Here is a 15,913-nt window from a genome sequence, read left to right as displayed (position 1 = left end):
ACGGGACGGGGCGGATGTGCGCGTCAGGACCGGTCCGGCCGGTCCAGGCGGCGTACGTCCTCCTCGTCCCACTTCCGGGTGTCACGGGGCTGCACATAGGGTTCGGCGTGGGGCGGATGGCCGCCGGCGATGGCCCGCTGGCGCAGGGTCTCCGCGTCGAACTCCAGGCCCAGCAGGATGGCCAGGTTGGTGATCCAGAGCCAGACCAGGAAGACGATGACTCCGGCCATGGCGCCGTAGGTCTTGTTGTACGAGGCGAAACCGGCGACGTAGAACGCGAAGCCGGCGGAGGCCACCATCCAGATCAGCAGGGCGAGGACGCTGCCCGGGGTGATCCACTTGAAGCCGCGCACCTTGGCGTTGGGAGTCGCCCAGTACAGGATCGCGATCATCAGGGTGACGAGCACGACGAGCACCGGCCACTTCGCGATCGACCACGCCGTCAGGGCCGTGTCGCCGACGCCGAGCGCCTGCCCGGCGCGTTTGGCGAGGCCGCCGGTGAAGACGACGATGAGCGCGCCGGCCACGGACAGGACCATCAGGACGACCGTGACGCCCACGCGCACCGGGAGCACCTTCCACACCGGGCGGCCCTCGGGCATGTCGTAGACGGCGTTGGCGGCGCGGATGAAGGCGGCGACGTAGCCGGACGCCGACCACACCGCCAGCACGATGCCGACCAGGGCCATCACCGAGCCGATGCCGGCCTTGTCCTGGAGTTGTCCCACGGCCCGGACGATGATGTCCCGGGCCGGTCCGGGAGCGAGGCTCTGGACGTTGGCCAGCACCCGGTCCGTGGCCGACCGGCCGACGACGGACAGCAGGGACACCAGCACCAGCAGGGCGGGGAAGAGGGACAGCACGGCGTAGTAGGTGAGCGCCGCGGCCCGGTCGGTGAGCTGGTCGTCCCGGAACTCGCGCAGCGCGCCCCGGAACACCGCGCCCCAGGCCCGCCGGGGCAGCCGGACCGGACTGTCGGGCGCCGCCCGCTCCGTCTCCGGCGCGGGCCCGGCCTCCTCCGGCGCCGGCGTCCGCGGCTCCGCGCTCTCGTCACGACGGTCCGCGGTCGCCCGGCCCTCGTCCCTCTCCGGCACCGCCCGCTCCGTCTGCGGCGCGGGCCCGGTCTCCTCCCGTGCCGGCGTCGCCGGCTCCGGGCTCTCGTCGGCGGCGTGCCGGTGACGCAGCCGTGGAACGTGCAGCTTGGTCATGAGAGCCGGGTAACCAGCCGGCGCGCGCTCACGCCCGCGGTGTCGATCCGGCTGCCGGTGCCGCGGCGTCCCGCGCCCGCCGGTCTCCGTCGCGCCGTGCGGCGGCGCGGCAGCCGGCTGCCGGCAGGGCCGTGCCGGTCAGGACGAAGGCGGTGATGGCGGTGACGACGGTGAAGACGGTGAAGACACGGTCACCGGCGTGGGGCCGGCGTGCGACGGGGAGCACGTCCGGGGAGGAAGCGGGCCGAGGCAGCCCGGTGGACACGGCCGTCCCCGCGCCGGGCCGGTGAGGACACGGCCGCGATCGGCACCGGCTTGGTGAGGAGACGGCGACAGCGGCGCCGACCGGAGAGAGCACGGCCGTAGCGGCACCAGCCCAGGACGGGCGGACCCAGCCATAGCGGCACCGGCCCGGAGCGGACACGGCCATAGCGGCACCGGCCGGAGAGGGCATGGCCCGTCTCCTCGCCGGGCCGGTCGGGGCCGGGCCGGTCGGTGCCGGGGCCGGGCTCGGCCTCGCGGGCCCGGTTCCGCGTCCCGGTCAGCCGACGCCGCCGCTGAGGTTTCCCCAGCGGGGTCCTGTCTGCCTCCACTCCTCGTCCCACTCGGCCATGCGCCGCCGGATGAGCCGGCCCCGGACCAGCCGTAGCCCGCCCCAGGCCAGCGCGCCGGCTCCCGGGGCGACGAGGACTCCGGTGAGGGCCGCCTGGACGTCGGCCGCCGTGCCGGTGACGGGCGCCGGCACGACCCGGCCGGCCCGGTCGGTCCACACCGTGACCCGGCTGCCGGCGGGGGCGCCGGGGACGACCTCGGCCCGGTCGGTGCGCACCGAGCCGTCCGCGTCCGTCCAGCGCACGGTCGCCCACACCCGCCCGTCGCCGTAGCCGCTGGCCGCGGCCGCCATTCCCGCCGTGCCGTCGGTGAGCACGGCGGACACGGGGTGCGACCGGGCCTGCCGGGCCGCGAAGGCCGACGCGGAGGTGTGGGCCGCCGCCAGGCCGGCGACGATCCCCGCGGCCAGGACGAGCAGCCAGCCGGCGAGCACGATCCAGGCCTCGACGACATCGCTGTGCCGCTTGAGCGGGTTGCGCCGCCAGCGCCACAGCCACACCCGGGTGACCGCCGTGGAGGGTGTCCGTGTCATCGTCACCGCCTCCTTCCGCGCGCCGGCGGCCCGCGACCGGGGCGGCCCTTGCGCGGCGACCGGACCCGGTCTCGGAACGAGCGTCACGACACCATCCTGCACCCGTCCGGGCCGGTCGTACGCCCTGCTCGGCAAGCCGTGTGCGGGAACCGGGTCAGGAAGGGGTCAGCGGGAGGTCGTCGGTGTAGGCGTTCACCGGCGGGGCGATCGGGCGGGCGTCCCCGACGTCGAGCGCCGCCTGAGCGGTGCGGGTGCCCAGGGTGCCGCCCGGGTGCCAGGTCCCGGTCACCGCCAGCCAGGTGTCGGCGGGCGGGGCCGGCCGGCCGTACATGCGCACCCGGACCGTCCGGGAGTCCGCGGCGCAGCAGGAGAAGACGATCCGGGTCAGGTACCAGCCGCCGTGCCCGGCCGGGGTGACGAAGCCGGTCAGCCGGACGGTGCGGCCCGCGACGGCGAGGCCGCGGTCCTGCTGGACCCGCTTGGTGAAGTCCGTGAGGGTCAGCGGCAGCGGCGAGGTCGCGGGCAGCGGTCCGAAACCCCGCTGCGCGGCGACCGGTTTGTCGCCGGCGCGGGCCGCGGTGTACGCGCCCAGCGCGGGCGGGGCGTGGCACAGCAGGCTCAGCGCGGGGAGGAACAGCAGCCAGGCGACGCGCGGGGCGCCGGTGTGGTCGTGCCCGTGGCCGACGGCACCGCGGGGGCCCTCGCGGCTGGCGGCCGCCGCCAGGCCGAGCAGCAGCAGGACCGCGCCGGACACGATCAGCGGCAGGCGCAGTCCGGCCTTGACATAGCGCAGGTAGAGGTCGGTGAAGAGGGCCGCGTGCAGCAGGCCGGCCCCGGTCAGGGCCAGGAGCAGGTTGTGGACAAGCCGTCTCACCACAGGGCGCCTCCGATCAGGACGGCGGCGATGACCGCGACGACGGTGGTGGCCGCGGAGAACCGCCAGGCGAAGGCCCGGCCGAAGGTGCCGGCCTGCAGCGCGATGAGTTTCAGGTCGACCATCGGGCCGACCACCAGGAAGGCGAGCCGCGCGGTCGGCGAGAACCCGGTGAGCGAGGCCGCGACGAACGCGTCCGCCTCCGAGCAGACGGCCAGCAGCACGGCGAGGCCCGCCAGGAACGGCACGGACAGCCATGGCGAGCCGGCGAAGGCGTCCAGGACGGAGCCCGGCACGGCGACGTCGAAGGTGGCCGCGGCCATCGCGCCCAGCACCAGGAAGCCGCCGGCGTGCAGGAAGTCGTGCCGGAAGCCGAGCCGGAACTCGGTCCAGCGGCTGTGGCCGTGCCGGTGCCCGGTGTGCCGGTGGCGCAGCAGGGGACGCAGCCACTCCTCCTTGCCGAGCCAGAGCCACAGCCAGCCCATCACGGCGGCCGTGGTCAGGGAGGCGAGCAGCCGGGCGGCGACCATCGCGGGGTCGCCGGGGAAGGCGACGGCGGTGGCCGTGAGCACCACGGGGTTGATCGCGGGCGCGGAGAGCAGGAAGGCGAAGGCGGCGGCCGGTGGCACGCCCCGGCGGATCAGGCTGCTCGCGACGGGCACGGAGGCGCACTCGCAGCCGGGCAGGACGGCGCCGGCGGCCCCGGCGACCGGTACGGCGAGAGCGGGCCGCTTCGGCAGCACCCGGGTGAACAGGCCGGCCGGCACGAAGGCGTTGATGGCGCCGGACAGTGCGGTGCCGAGGAGCAGGAACGGCAGCGCCTGCACGGTGATGGCCAGCGAGACGGTGCGCCATGCCTGGACGGCCGGATGCTCCAGCCACCGGGTGCCGGCCGGCAGCAGCAGCACGGCCGTGGCACCGGCGGCGCACACGAGGACGGCGCCGAGCGGCCACGCCCGGACCCGGCGCACGGGCGGACCGGCGGGTACGGCGGTCGCGGGCCCCGCCGCACCGGCCGGATCATCCGTTTTCTGCATCGTCGCTCCGGATGTCGGTGTCGGGCCGACGATAGGCGAGGCGGGCGGCCCGGCCGCGCGTACACGCCGCCGGGGACGCGGCCCGGGCGGCTCGTCGCACCCGTCGGTGGCTCTTGTCACAATCGGCGCGAACCGGGCCCGAACGTGACGGCGGCCATGTCGCCGGACGCACGGGTTGTCTACGTTCGTGACCCATGTCGTCCCGCCTCTCCCGCACCGCACGGACCACGGCCGGCGCCCTCGCGGCCTCGGCGACCGCCCTGCTGGCCGCCGGCCTTCCGCACCCGGCGGCGGCCGCGACCGCGTCCGCCCCGTCCGGGAAGACACCGAAGGCATCGGCGCACGCCACGGCGGCCGTGCTCGACCTGGACGGCACCGGCCGCACCACCGTGGTGCGCGGCGAGGACCGGCCGTACGACACGGCCAGCATCGTCAAGATCGACATCCTCGCGGCGCTGCTGCTCCGGGCACAGGACGCCGGGCGCCCGCTCAGCGGAGCCGAACGGGACCTCGCCGAGCCGATGATCCGGCGCAGCGACAACGCGGCGGCCAACGCCCTGTGGCGGCGCATCGGCCGCGCCGGCGGGCTGGCGGCGGCCAACGAGCGGCTGGGGCTGACCTCGACCACGGGCGGGCCCGGCGGCAAGTGGGGCCTGACCCGGACCACCGCGAGCGATCAGGTGCGGCTGCTGCGGGCCGTGTTCGGCCCGGGCGGCACGGTGCGCCGGGGCTCCGGCGGACTCGACGCCGCCTCCCGCGCCTACGTCCGTACGCTGATGAGCCGGGTCGTGCCCGGGCAGACCTGGGGTGTCCCGGCGGCCGGGGGCGCGCACGCCCGGCCGGTGCTGAAGAACGGCTGGCTGCAGCGGACCACCACGGGCCGCTGGGACGTCAACAGCGTCGGCGAGGTGTCGGTCGGGAAACACCGGTACCTCGTGGCGGTGCTGTCCGACGGGAACGCGTCCATGGGCGCCGGCATATCCCTGGTGGAGCGCACGGCGCGCGCGGCGGTCTGAGGCCTGTCCGTCCCCCACTTTTCGGCGGCCGCGGAAGGGGCACGCGGTCGGAGTACGGCTTCCGACCGGAAGGGGCGCTCCCGCGATGTCCGAGTACGAACGTTCCCGCACCATGCCCGCGCAGCCCGAGCACGTCTTCGACCAGGCGGCCAACGCCGACCAGCTCGACGCCTGGCTCCCGGACGCACTGCACGTGCACGTCCAGGACCCGCCCGCCGTGACCGTGCACGAGGATCTCTCCGGCCAGGACATGCCCGCCCTGCTGCGGGCCCAGCCGGACCAGATGCGCCTGGAGTGGGGCACCCGCGAGCAGGGCAGCTACACCGGCTGGCTCCAGGTGGCGGGCATCGGCAGCGGCGCCAGCGAGGTGACCGTCCACCTGTCCTTCTTCGACGAGGGCCACGACCCGGGCGAAGGAGCGGTGTACGACGCCCTGGACGGCAGCCTGCGACGGCTGGAGGAACAGGTGCGCATGCGCGCCGACCACACGGCCGGCTGACACGCCGCCCGGACCCCGGCGTTCAGGGACCGGCCGGCACCGGGACGGCCGGCCGGTCCGCCGTGGCCTGCCGGTCAGGCGGCGAGGGATCGGCCCGGGGCGAGGCGGTCGAGGAGCTGGTCGCGGTGCAGCCCGGCCACGGGGGCCAGCAGGTCCGGGTGGCGCAGCAGGGCGGCGGCGCGGCGGTCGCTGTCGTCGGGGTCGAGCAGCCGGCGGTACTCCGCCGGGGCGTGGGCGGCGGGTCCGCCTTCGGCGAGGGCCGCTACGGCGAGGGCGGCCAGGTCCGGGTCGGTGAGCAGCACGGCGGCCCAGCTGGCGACGACCTCGTCCACCCAGGTGCGCCACGCCCGATCCGCGGCGAGGTGTTCGCCGGCCGGTTCGGCGCCGGCGATCCAGTCGAGCCGGCCGGCGCCTCCGGGGCCGGCGAGGGTCACCAGGCCGGCGTCGAGGTCGGTGGGGTAGCGCAGCCGGGCGGCGACCGTGGCCGCCTGCCGGGCCTGGGCCTCGCACAGCGCGGTGGCGAGCGCGCCGCCGCTGGGCGGGTAGGCGACCGTCAGCCAGCGCGCCGTGGCGGCGATCAGGGGGGACAGGTCAGTGAGCACAGCCGGGCCGTCCGAGGTAACGAGGGGGTACGAAGCTCCACGCCACGGTAGCCCGGCGCCCGGCACGCCCGGGAGGGGTGTGCGAACCAGGTCATATGTGACGTGACGCACGCCCGCCGGGCGGTGGTGTCACGGGGTTCTGCTGGGGATGACGCAGTTCTTGGGCTGCGGCCCGCCGGCGGGCCAGCCCAGGCCGACGTACTTCAGCGTGCCCTCGCCCTTGCGGCCCGGGTCCAGCTCGACCACCGCGACCGGCTTGTCGTAGGGGTTGCCGCCGCCGGTCAGGCAGATCAGGCCGCTGGTGCCCGCCACCCGGTGCTGGGCGTTCAGCCGCACCCACTCCTGGCCGACCTCCTCCAGGCCGGGCACCTTCTCGGCGGGGCCGTTCTGCACCTGGTGCAGGGCCGTGCCGATGGTGACCATGCCGTCGTACACCAGCATCGTGCGGGAGTCCTCCAGGCTGGGCGGGGTGCCGAGGTCCGTTCCGGCGCGCCGCGTAGTGTCGATGAGGCCGCGCAGGCGGTCCAGGGCCGCCTTGGGCTCCGCGAGGTACTGGGGCAGTTCCTTGCCGGTGGGCTCCCGGTGGTGGCGCTCGCGCCACTCCTTGCGCCAGGCGGTCAGCTCGGTGTCCCAGGCCTGGGGGTGCGCGGGGGCGGCGTACTGCACCGTGACCTTCGCCTCGCCGTCCGTGCCGCGCAGCTTCTCCCAGTTCTCCTCGCTCATGTACTGCCGCAGCGAGGCGGCGTCGGAGCCGCTGATGATGGTGTAGTGCCGTTTCCCGCAGCCGACTTCGGCGAGCTTGAGCGCGAAGAGCCGCAGGTGCACCGTGCGCCCCGCGAAGTAGACGGTGTCCGCCTCGGAGCTGCAGATGTTGTTGGCGATCTGGGTGAACTGGTTGCCGGTGGAGCCGGCCTCGTCGATCGCCGGGGAGGTGAAGGACATCTCGGCGGGTCCGGCCGGGCCCTTCTCCTCGATGCTGTCGAACGCCTTCGCCAGCGACTCGTTGTAGCTGTCCTCGCGTGTGTCGTGGACCAGTACCGTCCGGCGGTCCTCCCGGTCCAGGCCCCCGGTGAAGGCGGCCAGCGCCCGGGCCACCTCGTGGTTGGTGGGGATGATCCGGGCCAGGCCGGGGAACTTCGGCTTGGCCACCGCGTCCAGGCCCTCCTCGTTGGCGATCCCGTCGCCGGTGATCCGGGAGGCGAGCACGGGGACCTGGTGCGCGGTCAGGCGGTCGACGGCCGCCGTCGTGGCGTCGAGGCTGAGGTTGAAGCCGGTGACGGCGCGCAGCCGGTCCCCGGGAGAGCGGGCCATGCGCAGCAGGGTGTCCACGACCGGCGCCTGGTGACCGTACTCCCGGCCGGGGTTGGCCAGCACCAGCCGGATCTTCGGTGGTTCGCCCTCGCCCTCGTTGGCCTGCAGCTGTCCCAGGTAGGCGCCCTGGAGGTCGCTGCGTATCTGCCGGTTCAGCGCCTCGTTGCCGGAGTGGAGCGGCAGCATCATCGCCACCGTCACATGAGGGTCCTTCTCGATCCGCTTGTTCTCCTGCGCGATGGCCCGGGCGACGGCGCCGATCTCCCGTGTGCCGAAGTCGTAGCCCTCGCCGTTGACGCCGACGCACTCGCCGTCGATCCGCTCGACACCCTCGGCGCAGGTGTCCGGCCGGTGGAGGAAGGACCAGCCGAACAGGCCTCCCGCCACGAGGGCCGCCGTGACCAGCAGGGCGTAGAGGATCTTCTTCCACCTGGGCATCCGCGTTATCTCCTTCGCCCGAGCTGATCGGTGCAGGTGCAGCGCAGCAACGGCTGGTCGTTCTCCGCGAGCCCGCTCCACTCGGTGGCGGTCCGGCCGAGCTGCCCGGCGCCCTCGAATTCCATGATCGAGAGGAGGTCCAGCAGTTTGGCCAGCGTGCGGGCGGTCTCGCGGCCGGTGGGCCGGGTCCGCTCCTCGCACAGCCACACCGCGTGCAGCAGCTGGTCGACCGTGCGGCGCAGCGCCGGTCCGTCCACGGCGACCAGGCCCTGCGCGCGGTCCCGGCGGGTGTCCGCGCCCGCGGGATACGGCGCCTGGGCGATCTCCAGCAGTTCGGCGCACCACTGTCCGGGGCGGCCGGGCAGGGTGGCGGCCAGGTGGCGGACCACGTCGTCGACGCCGCCGGAGACCAGGTGGTGGTTCATCCGGTGGGCCATGACCGAGCGGAAGGCGGCGCCGCTCGGCGCCGCCTCGTCCGCCACACGTCCGGTGTAGTGGTCGCGCAGCAGGTGGTGGTCGGCGTACCAGGCGGCGCCGTCGGGGGACAGCGCGTACAGCCGGTGCACCAGCAGCTGGCGCAGGCCGAAGTCCCCGATGAAGTGGCGTTCGCAGGCGGGCCAGCCGGTGTCGGTCAGCAGCTGTGCGACATGATGGGCCGTCAGCCGGTGGACCCGGCCGCGCTGGTGGTGGCGGAGCAGGACGTCCGCGCACTCGGTGTCGTGCGCCACCGACAGATGGGTGAGCAGGTCGAGCCACTGGTCGTGCTGCTCGGCCGGCAGCCGTACCGGCAACTGGTCCAGCACCAGTTCGCGCAGCAGCACCTCGGCCACGGGCCGCTCGGCGGCGCCGTCGCCGGAGAGGTTCAGCGGGGCGTCGAGGATGGCCCGGTCGTTGGCGTCCGGTTCCATGCTGAAGGCGGCGGCGGCCTCGGCCAGCCGGATCACCGTGTGCGGGCGTCCGCCGCTCAGCCGTGCCACGGCGGCGTCGATACGGCGGCGGTTGGTGCCGCCCTCCGGTTCGGTGCGCCGCTGTCTGCGCTCGGTCTCCCGGCGCAGCTGGTCGCCGCCGAGCAGGGGCATGCGCAGCAGCAGGACGCCGTCGGCCAGCGGGGCCCGGCCCGCCGTCGCGTCGGTGCGCCGGGACCAGGCGGGCGGGGCGCCGTCGGCCGGCCGGAACTCGGCCGGAGGCGGCACCTGTCCGGGCGGCAGGCCCTCGTACAGGAAGGCGCCGCCGTCCGCCCGGCGGGCCGTGCCGACGACCACCACCCGGTCGCGCTGCCCGGCCCGGCGGTCGACGAGCACGGCCCGCAGCAGCTGTTCGCCGAGCGGCGACTCGGCGCGGTCGAGCAGTACCGCCGGGCGGCCGACCCGGCGCAGCCAGCCCACCGCGCCCGTGTGGGCGGCCTCCAGGTCCTCGCGCAGGGCCTGGAAGAGGAAGCGCTCCGCCACCTCGCGTCCCTCGCCGCCGGCCTTGAAGTCGGCGGCGAGGTCGCGCAGTCCGTGCTCGGGCTGGCCGGCCGCGCCGGGGTAGGCGCCGTAGATCCGGGCCATCTCCGCCCGGCCCCGGGGCGCGAGGCCGGAGACGAGGGCGTCCACGAGCGCGCTGCTCACGGCGGCCGAGTAGGGGTCGAGCGCCTGCCCGGACAGGGTGGTCAGCAGGTTCCGGATGGCGCCGAGGAGGGCGCCGCGCCAGAAGTCGCCGGCGCCCAGGCCCCGGAGGCGCTGCTTCTGGGGTAACTCCGCGTACCGTTCGACCTCCGCCGCGACCGCGTCGGGAGTGCCGTCCGCGACTCCGGTGGCGATCATCGCGAGACCCGCGAAGAGGCGGGGGAAGGTGAAGGAGCCGCCCGTGCCCTGCCAGGTGGACAGTCGCCGGGCGGCCTCGACCAGGACCTCGGTGGCGGCCGAGCGGGCGCCCGGCTCGGGCTCGGCCCGGTCCGCGTGGACCGGTGAGCCGCAGTCCAGATAGATCACCGGCACCTTGGTGGCGAACCGGTCCCGTACCGCGCGCAGCAGCCGCCCCTTGCCCATGCCCGGGCCGCCGGTGAGCAGGACGACCGGGAGATCGGGGCCGTAGAGCGGTTCGCGGCCGGCACCCGAGGGTGACCGCCCGAGCATGCGCGCGAAGAAGCCTTCCTCGCCGAGGAGTCTTTCGAACCCCAGATCATCACACACGGATCCCTCTGGATGCTCATCCGCCCGGGAGCGGTGATCGTTGTGGCGGAAGGAGATTAGTGGAACACGGAGTCTTCTGTTCGGACAACGGTGCTCACGCGAAAGAAAGACGGAGATGTTCCGGGCCGGGCGGCGGGCGAGGGAGAGTGGGATGGCTGGTGCTGATGGTTCGTCAAAAGGTGCGCGTGATAGGAGAGATACGGGGTTCCGGGGCGTCAGGAGAGGCCGGCGTCCGGTGCGGCCGGCGGGTGGTGGCGGACGGCCTCGGCCGGGGGGCGTTCGCGCAGCGCGCCGTAGGCGATGAAGTAGGCGGGCAGGCGGCGCAGCCAGGGCGCGGCGGTGACCAGGGCCGCGGCGCGGCGGGCGCGTTCCGGGCCGCCGAGCGGCGGACGGCCGCGCAGGACCGGTGCGATGACGCGGGCGTGGGCGGCCCGTTGCAGCGCCTGCGTGGCGAGCGTGGTGGGCCGGCGGCGGCGCTGCACGGCGCGTACGTCGCGCAGCCGCACCCTGCCCCGCCGCAGCGGCCCGGCCAGGTGGCGGGCGGCGGCGACGGCGTCCTGCACGGCGAGGTTGATGCCTATGCCGAAGACCGGGGACATGGCGTGCGCCGCGTCGCCGATGCACAGCAGGCCGGGGCGGTGCCAGCGGCGCAGACGGTCCAGGTGCACGTCGAGCAGCTTGACGTCGTCCCAGGAGCCGAGGGCCCGGGTGCGGCCGGCGAGCCAGGGCGCGGTGGCGGCGTAGTCGGCCCGGAAGCGGTCCAGGCCGGCGGCGCGGCGCTCGGCGTCGGTGCCCTTGGGGATGAGTGCCGCGCACTGCCAGTAGTCGCCGCGGTCGATCATCGCGGTCAGGAAGCCGTCGCCGGCGCCGCCGACGAGCCCGGACGGGTCGCCTTCCCGCCGCGGCAGCCGGAACCACCAGGCGTCCATCGGGCAGGCGAAGCGGCGCAGCCGCAGTTCGGGCCGGGAGCGGGCCAGTGATCCTCGGCCGTCGCAGGCGACGGTGAGGGTGGCGCGCAGTTCGCCGGTGCGGCCGTCGGCGGTGCGGTAGCGCACCCCGGTGACCCGTCCGGACTCGACGAGGAAGCCGGTCGCCTCGGTGTTCGTCCGCAGCTCGAAGGCCGGTTCGCGCCGGGCCTCCTCGGCGAGCAGGTCCAGCAGGTCCCACTGGGGCACCATCGCGACGTAGTCGTAGGGACCGCGCAGGAGCGAGAGGTCGGCGACCGTGACCGGTGGGCGGCCGGCTCCCGCCGGCAGCTGGACGGTGCGCAGCCGGCGCTGCGGCAGCCGGGCGAACCGCTCGCCCAGGCCCAGGTCGTCCAGCAGCGCGAGGGTCGACGGGTGGACCGTGTCGCCGCGGAAGTCGCGCAGGAAGTCGGCGTGTTTCTCCAGCACCGTCACCGCGACGCCGGCGCGGGCCAGCAGCAGCCCGAGCACCATGCCCGCGGGGCCGCCGCCGATGACGCAGCAGGTGGTCTTGTCGTCCATGGCCGTCCTGCCCTTCTCAGGAGCAGTTATTCATCACACGATGAATATAGACCCGTGCGGCCCCGGCCACAAGGCCGCGTGTCGTCACCGGCCCGGCGGGCACTCGTCCGTCGCTCGGGCACGGGCCGCAGGACACCGGCGGGATCTGGGAGGTCTCATGACGACGGACGCCGCACGCTACGACGACCGGGAGGACACGCCGCTGGGCGGGTACGCCGCCCTCGCCTCCGTCTTCGTGGCGGGCACCGGCACCTTCGCGCTGGTGGCCCGGCGCCGGGGTGTGCGGCTGCCGGAGAACGTGCCGCCCTGGGACGTGCTGCTGATGGGCACGGCGGCGTACAAGGCGTCGCGGCTGGTGACCAAGGACAAGATCACCAGCTTTCTCCGGGCGCCGTTCACCCGGCGCGCGGAAGAGGGCGAGGCCAGCGAGGTCATGGACGAGGCGACGGGCACCGGGCTCCGCCGGGCCGTCGGCGACCTGGTCTCCTGCCCGTTCTGCACCGCGGCCTGGGCCACCGGCGCCCTGGTGTGCACCTACGCCGCCTCTCCCCGGCTCACCCGGCTGGTCGGCGCCGGCTTCGCCGCGCTGACCGTGGCGGACTGGCTCCAGTACGCCTGGACGGCGACCCAGCGCATCGCCGAGGACTGAGCGGCACACCGCCCCGGCGCGCCCGGCGCCCGCCCGTGTGACCCCCTTGGGCCTCCGGTCACTCCTCCTGCGTCGCGGCGGAGAGGTCCACCTCCAGCACGCCGTCGTCCGAGAACAGCTCCGACGCCAGCCCGGAGGGGTCCCCGGTGCCCTCCAGCCGCAGCAGCACCCGCGCGGCGTCGTCGGCGCGGCCGGGCAGCCGTTCCACCGTGACCTGCGCGATGCGGAAGCCGCGCCGGGTGCAGGTCTGCAACAGGCGGGGCAGCAGCGCCGTCCCGGTCCGGTAGGTCAGGCGCGCCTCGAACGCGGCGGAGACCGTGCCGGGCACCAGGCGGGACGCCAGCAGCGGGTAGCCCCGGACCACCAGGAAGTGCAGGGCCGTCACCGCCAGCGCGAGCACGGGCAGCCCGCCGCCGCAGGCCATGCCGACCGCTGCGGTCAGCCAGATGGTGGCGGCCGTGGTCAGGCCCCGTACGGCGTCCCGTCGTACGAAGATCAGCCCGCCGCCGATGAAGCCGATCCCGGAGACGATCTGGGCCGCGACCCGCGAGGGGTCGAAGGACACGCTCTGCAGGCCGAGCACCGCGGCGAAGCCGTGCTGGGAGACCTCCATCATCAGGGCGCTGGCGATGCCGACCAGGGTGTGGGTGCGCAGTCCCGCGCTCTTCTGCTGGGCCTCGCGCTCCCAGCCGATCAGGCTCGACAGCAGCAGCGCCAGTCCCAGCTCGGCCAGTTGCCGCGGCCCCTGGCCGGCCTGGAGGTCCCACAACGGTGCCGCCGCCGCACCCGTCATGCGCACCTCCTCGTCCGCGTCTCCTTCGCCGTCGTCCCGCTGCCGACACGTACCCCGGGACAAGGGGCCGACGCAACCGGGACCACGGCCGCGCGGCCGGTGATCCGGGGCGGGCACGGGGTACCCGGCGGGTGGCGCCGCGCCCGCGGGGACGGGCGCGGGCGAGCGCGTCGGGCGGAAGGGACCGGTCTCATGCGGCACGACGAGATGATCGGGAAGGTGCAGGCGCTGGCCCAGTTGCCGGACCGGGGCACGGCCGAGCGGGCCGCGCACGCGGTCGTCCGCACGCTGGCGGAACGGCTGCCGTCCGGGCTCGCCCGGCACGTGGCGGCCCAGCTGCCGCCGGACCTGGCGGCGGAGATGCGGGAGGCGGCCGACGCCTCGGCCGGACGGGACTCCGGTACCGCGGGCGAGCGGTTCGGGCTGACCACCTTCACCGGACGGGTCGCGGTCCGGGCCGGCACCGACGAGGACAGGGCGCTGCGGGACGCCGCCGCGGTGCTGGAGGTGCTCGACGCCGCGCTCGCGCCGGAGCTGACCGAGCGGATGGCGCACGCGCTGCCGGCCGACATCAGGGAACTGCTGCCGGTGGTCCGCGCGACCCAGGACATGGGCCGGTTCGCCTGACACCGGTTCGCCTGACACCGGCGCGGGACGGCCCGGACGGCACCGGCCGCGGGCGCGCACCGATGCGGGCCGGCCACGTGACGGCGGCCCGCGAGACTGATTCGATTCGTGTGCGGGCGCCCGCTGGGGGCAGGCGTAGCCCGAGACGCCCCCCACCCCGAAAAGGTGCTCCATGGCCTTCTTCGCCCTCTCCCGCCTCCAGCCGCTGACCCTGCTCTCGGTGACCGACCTGGCGTCGGAGTACGACCGGCTGCTGGAGGAGAACCGGCACCTGCGACGCGCCGTGACCTCCCACGCGGTGATCGACCAGGCCATCGGCGTCGTGGTCGTCCTCGGCCGGATCGCCCCGGAGGAGGCCTGGCGGGCGCTGCGGGACGTGTCCCAGCGCACGAACGTCAAGCTGCGTACGGTCGCCGAGCACGTGCTCGGCCATGTCCAGGGCGAAGACCTGCCCGAACCCGAGCGGATCGAACTGGTGAAGGCGATCGTCCGCTACCGCCGCTGCGGCGAGCGTTCCGCGCCGCCCGGCGACGGCCTGCCCGCATCCGCCGGTCCCCGGCCCGGTCCGGCCCGCACGGCCTCGGACCCGGAGCGGGGAACGGCGGATCCGACGCGGTGATCACCAACGGCCTGTGACCTCGCGGTCCGCCGGCCCGGCCGGGCCGGCGGACCGCCGGGCGGGGTACGGCCACACGCGCGCCCGGCGCGCCGCCCGCGTCCGCTGTGCTTACCGTGCTGTCAGGCGACCTGCCGTCAGGCGGAGAGGAGGCGGCAGCGGTGGTGGGCGAGGTGCGCCGGCCCGCGGGCGGGCGGCCCGGGCGGAGCCGGCGCGCGGTGCCGGGCAGCCGGGCGGCGTACTCGGTACGGATGCCGCGCCCGCCCCGCCCGCGGCCCCGGGCCGCGCCGGTGCGGGCGGCGGAGCGGACGGTGCCCTGGCTGCGGGTGGCCGCCTCCTACGCGTGGCGGCTGATCCTCGTCGGGATCGCCGTCTACGGCGTGTTCAGCGTCCTCGGCAGCTTCCAGCTGATCGCCGTCGCGCTCTTCGTCGCGCTGGTCGTGACCTCACTGCTGCGCCCGCCGACCGACCTGCTCGCCCGGTTCCTGCCCCGGCCGCTGTGCGTGGCCGTGGCGCTGGTGGGCAGTCTGGTGCTGCTGCTGGGTCTGCTGGCGCTGGTGGGCAGCGCGGTGGCGGAGGAGTCGGGCCGGCTGGCGGACGAGTTCCGCGGCGGGGTGAACCGCATCGAGGAGTGGCTGGGGCGGCCGCCGTTCCGGCTCGGTCCCGGCGCGCTGTCCAAGCTCCAGCAGCAGGTGACCGGCTATGTGGCCACGCACCGGTCGGCTCTGCTCAGCAGCGCGGTGGGCGAGCTGGGCCGGGTGGTGGAGCTGATCACCGGGGCCGCGCTGGCGCTGTTCGCGTCGGTCTTCTTCCTGCACTCCGGGGAGCGCCTGTGGGCCTGGGCGCGGGACCGGCTGCTGCCGAGCGGTGCCCGTCCGGGGTGGGACCGGGCGGGCCGGGCGGCCTGGCGGAGCTTCGCCGGGTACACCCGCGGCATCATCATCGTGGCCGGCACCAACGCCGTACTGGTGGGCGTGGCGCTGCTGGTGCTGCGCGTACCGCTGGCACTGCCGCTGACGCTGCTGGAGTTCTTCGCCGCGTTCGTGCCGCTGGTGGGCTCACCGGTGGCGCTCGGAGTGGCCACGGTGGTCGCGCTGGCCGGGCGGGGGCCGCTGACGGCGGCCGCGGTGCTGGTGCTGATCGTGGTGATCGGCCAGCTGGAGGGGCATGTGCTGCACCCGCTGGTGATGAGCTGGGCGGTGCGGCTGCATCCGCTGGTCGTGGCCGTCTCGGTCATCGCGGGCAGCATCGTGGCCGGAGTGATCGGCGCGGTGGTGGCGGTGCCGCTGGTGTCGGTGGTGTGGGCGGTGCTGAACGCGCTGCGGGCGGTGCCGCCGTAAGCCGTGGCCCGGCCTGCCCCGGGTGGCCGATCCCACGCCGCGAGGGGTGTGAGAAACGCGGCGCCGCCGTCCGTGCGCACCGGCGCATGAAGTCGCCC

16 protein-coding genes are annotated in these 15,913 nt (G+C 75.3%); 6 read left to right on the top strand and 10 right to left on the bottom strand.

All coding sequences use genetic code 11. The features are described from left to right. Nucleotides 1-23: 23 nt before the first annotated feature. The 5 genes from SCK26_RS34565 to SCK26_RS34545 form a co-directional block, all read right to left on the bottom strand. Nucleotides 24-1,208: a YihY/virulence factor BrkB family protein gene (locus tag SCK26_RS34565; RefSeq protein WP_318205307.1), complete on the bottom strand. Its 1,185-nt coding sequence runs from the start codon at nucleotides 1,206-1,208 to the stop codon at nucleotides 24-26. Nucleotides 1,209-1,236: 28 nt separating this feature from the next. Then, nucleotides 1,237-1,434, bottom strand: coding sequence for a hypothetical protein (locus SCK26_RS34560; protein WP_318205306.1), 198 nt, complete (start codon nucleotides 1,432-1,434; stop codon nucleotides 1,237-1,239). Between the two features lie 315 nt (nucleotides 1,435-1,749). Next, nucleotides 1,750-2,352, bottom strand: coding sequence for a hypothetical protein (locus SCK26_RS34555; protein ID WP_318205305.1), 603 nt, complete (start codon nucleotides 2,350-2,352; stop codon nucleotides 1,750-1,752). A gap of 154 nt (nucleotides 2,353-2,506) precedes the next feature. Continuing rightward, a complete protein-coding gene (locus SCK26_RS34550) occupies nucleotides 2,507-3,226 on the bottom strand; it encodes a TIGR03943 family putative permease subunit (RefSeq protein WP_318205304.1) in 720 nt (239 codons plus the stop codon). Beyond that, entirely contained in the window at nucleotides 3,223-4,263 is a 1,041-nt protein-coding gene (locus tag SCK26_RS34545) for a permease (protein WP_318205303.1), read from the bottom strand. The genes SCK26_RS34550 and SCK26_RS34545 overlap by 4 nt, the downstream gene beginning before the upstream one ends. A gap of 194 nt (nucleotides 4,264-4,457) precedes the next feature. On the opposite strand from SCK26_RS34545, the gene SCK26_RS34540 reads away from it, so the two are divergent. Then, nucleotides 4,458-5,279 carry a serine hydrolase gene (locus tag SCK26_RS34540; RefSeq protein WP_318205302.1) on the top strand — a complete coding sequence of 274 codons (822 nt, stop codon included), beginning with the start codon at nucleotides 4,458-4,460 and terminating at the stop codon, nucleotides 5,277-5,279. Between the two features lie 85 nt (nucleotides 5,280-5,364). Continuing rightward, complete coding sequence (locus SCK26_RS34535) at nucleotides 5,365-5,778, top strand: SRPBCC family protein (protein WP_318205301.1); 414 nt, start codon at nucleotides 5,365-5,367, stop codon at nucleotides 5,776-5,778. A 74-nt stretch (nucleotides 5,779-5,852) separates the two neighbouring features. On the opposite strand, the gene SCK26_RS34530 is transcribed toward SCK26_RS34535, so the two are convergent. The 4 genes from SCK26_RS34530 to SCK26_RS34515 form a co-directional block, all read right to left on the bottom strand. Then, nucleotides 5,853-6,380, bottom strand: coding sequence for a hypothetical protein (locus SCK26_RS34530; RefSeq protein WP_318205300.1), 528 nt, complete (start codon nucleotides 6,378-6,380; stop codon nucleotides 5,853-5,855). A 129-nt stretch (nucleotides 6,381-6,509) separates the two neighbouring features. Next, entirely contained in the window at nucleotides 6,510-8,129 is a 1,620-nt protein-coding gene (locus SCK26_RS34525) for an amino acid ABC transporter substrate-binding protein (RefSeq protein ID WP_318205299.1), read from the bottom strand. A gap of 5 nt (nucleotides 8,130-8,134) precedes the next feature. Then, nucleotides 8,135-10,303 (bottom strand): hypothetical protein, encoded by a 2,169-nt coding sequence (locus tag SCK26_RS34520; RefSeq protein WP_318205298.1) that lies wholly within the window; start codon nucleotides 10,301-10,303, stop codon nucleotides 8,135-8,137. A gap of 215 nt (nucleotides 10,304-10,518) precedes the next feature. After that, a complete protein-coding gene (locus SCK26_RS34515) occupies nucleotides 10,519-11,790 on the bottom strand; it encodes an FAD-dependent oxidoreductase (protein ID WP_318205297.1) in 1,272 nt (423 codons plus the stop codon). 157 nt (nucleotides 11,791-11,947) lie between these two features. Between SCK26_RS34515 and SCK26_RS34510 the strand changes: the two genes are divergently transcribed. Beyond that, entirely contained in the window at nucleotides 11,948-12,439 is a 492-nt protein-coding gene (locus SCK26_RS34510; RefSeq protein ID WP_318205296.1) for a DUF1360 domain-containing protein, read from the top strand. A gap of 58 nt (nucleotides 12,440-12,497) precedes the next feature. Here the strand turns inward: SCK26_RS34510 and SCK26_RS34505 are convergent, their stop codons facing one another. Next, on the bottom strand, nucleotides 12,498-13,232 hold the full coding sequence (locus SCK26_RS34505; protein WP_318205295.1) for an MgtC/SapB family protein: 735 nt from the start codon (nucleotides 13,230-13,232) through the stop codon (nucleotides 12,498-12,500). 192 nt (nucleotides 13,233-13,424) lie between these two features. Between SCK26_RS34505 and SCK26_RS34500 the strand changes: the two genes are divergently transcribed. The 3 genes from SCK26_RS34500 (at nucleotide 13,425) to SCK26_RS34490 (ending at nucleotide 15,815) form a co-directional block, all read left to right on the top strand. Further along, nucleotides 13,425-13,859, top strand: coding sequence for a DUF2267 domain-containing protein (locus SCK26_RS34500; RefSeq protein WP_318205294.1), 435 nt, complete (start codon nucleotides 13,425-13,427; stop codon nucleotides 13,857-13,859). Nucleotides 13,860-14,031: 172 nt separating this feature from the next. Then, complete coding sequence (locus SCK26_RS34495; RefSeq protein WP_318205293.1) at nucleotides 14,032-14,478, top strand: ANTAR domain-containing protein; 447 nt, start codon at nucleotides 14,032-14,034, stop codon at nucleotides 14,476-14,478. A 248-nt stretch (nucleotides 14,479-14,726) separates the two neighbouring features. Beyond that, nucleotides 14,727-15,815, top strand: a complete 1,089-nt coding sequence (locus tag SCK26_RS34490) for an AI-2E family transporter (RefSeq protein ID WP_318205292.1) — start codon at nucleotides 14,727-14,729, stop codon at nucleotides 15,813-15,815. Nucleotides 15,816-15,913: the final 98 nt, after the last annotated feature.

The organism is Streptomyces sp. SCL15-4, assembly GCF_033366695.1.
Lineage (GTDB): Bacteria > Actinomycetota > Actinomycetes > Streptomycetales > Streptomycetaceae > Streptomyces.
Note: the sequence above shows the minus strand (reverse complement) of the source record. Positions and strands in the feature narration are given on the sequence as shown.

Excerpts from the sequence above, each read along its gene's own strand:
- SCK26_RS34565 (WP_318205307.1), bottom strand. The coding sequence starts at position 1,208 with ATGACCAAGCTGCACGTTCCACGGCTGCGTCACCGGCACGCCGCCGAC.
- SCK26_RS34555 (WP_318205305.1), bottom strand. The coding sequence starts at position 2,352 with ATGACACGGACACCCTCCACGGCGGTCACCCGGGTGTGGCTGTGGCGC.
- SCK26_RS34545 (WP_318205303.1), bottom strand. The coding sequence starts at position 4,263 with ATGCAGAAAACGGATGATCCGGCCGGTGCGGCGGGGCCCGCGACCGCC.
- SCK26_RS34540 (WP_318205302.1), top strand. The coding sequence starts at position 4,458 with ATGTCGTCCCGCCTCTCCCGCACCGCACGGACCACGGCCGGCGCCCTC.
- SCK26_RS34535 (WP_318205301.1), top strand. The coding sequence starts at position 5,365 with ATGTCCGAGTACGAACGTTCCCGCACCATGCCCGCGCAGCCCGAGCAC.
- SCK26_RS34525 (WP_318205299.1), bottom strand. The coding sequence starts at position 8,129 with ATGCCCAGGTGGAAGAAGATCCTCTACGCCCTGCTGGTCACGGCGGCC.
- SCK26_RS34515 (WP_318205297.1), bottom strand. The coding sequence starts at position 11,790 with ATGGACGACAAGACCACCTGCTGCGTCATCGGCGGCGGCCCCGCGGGC.
- SCK26_RS34510 (WP_318205296.1), top strand. The coding sequence starts at position 11,948 with ATGACGACGGACGCCGCACGCTACGACGACCGGGAGGACACGCCGCTG.
- SCK26_RS34505 (WP_318205295.1), bottom strand. The coding sequence starts at position 13,232 with ATGACGGGTGCGGCGGCGGCACCGTTGTGGGACCTCCAGGCCGGCCAG.
- SCK26_RS34500 (WP_318205294.1), top strand. The coding sequence starts at position 13,425 with ATGCGGCACGACGAGATGATCGGGAAGGTGCAGGCGCTGGCCCAGTTG.
- SCK26_RS34495 (WP_318205293.1), top strand. The coding sequence starts at position 14,032 with ATGGCCTTCTTCGCCCTCTCCCGCCTCCAGCCGCTGACCCTGCTCTCG.
- SCK26_RS34490 (WP_318205292.1), top strand. The coding sequence starts at position 14,727 with ATGCCGCGCCCGCCCCGCCCGCGGCCCCGGGCCGCGCCGGTGCGGGCG.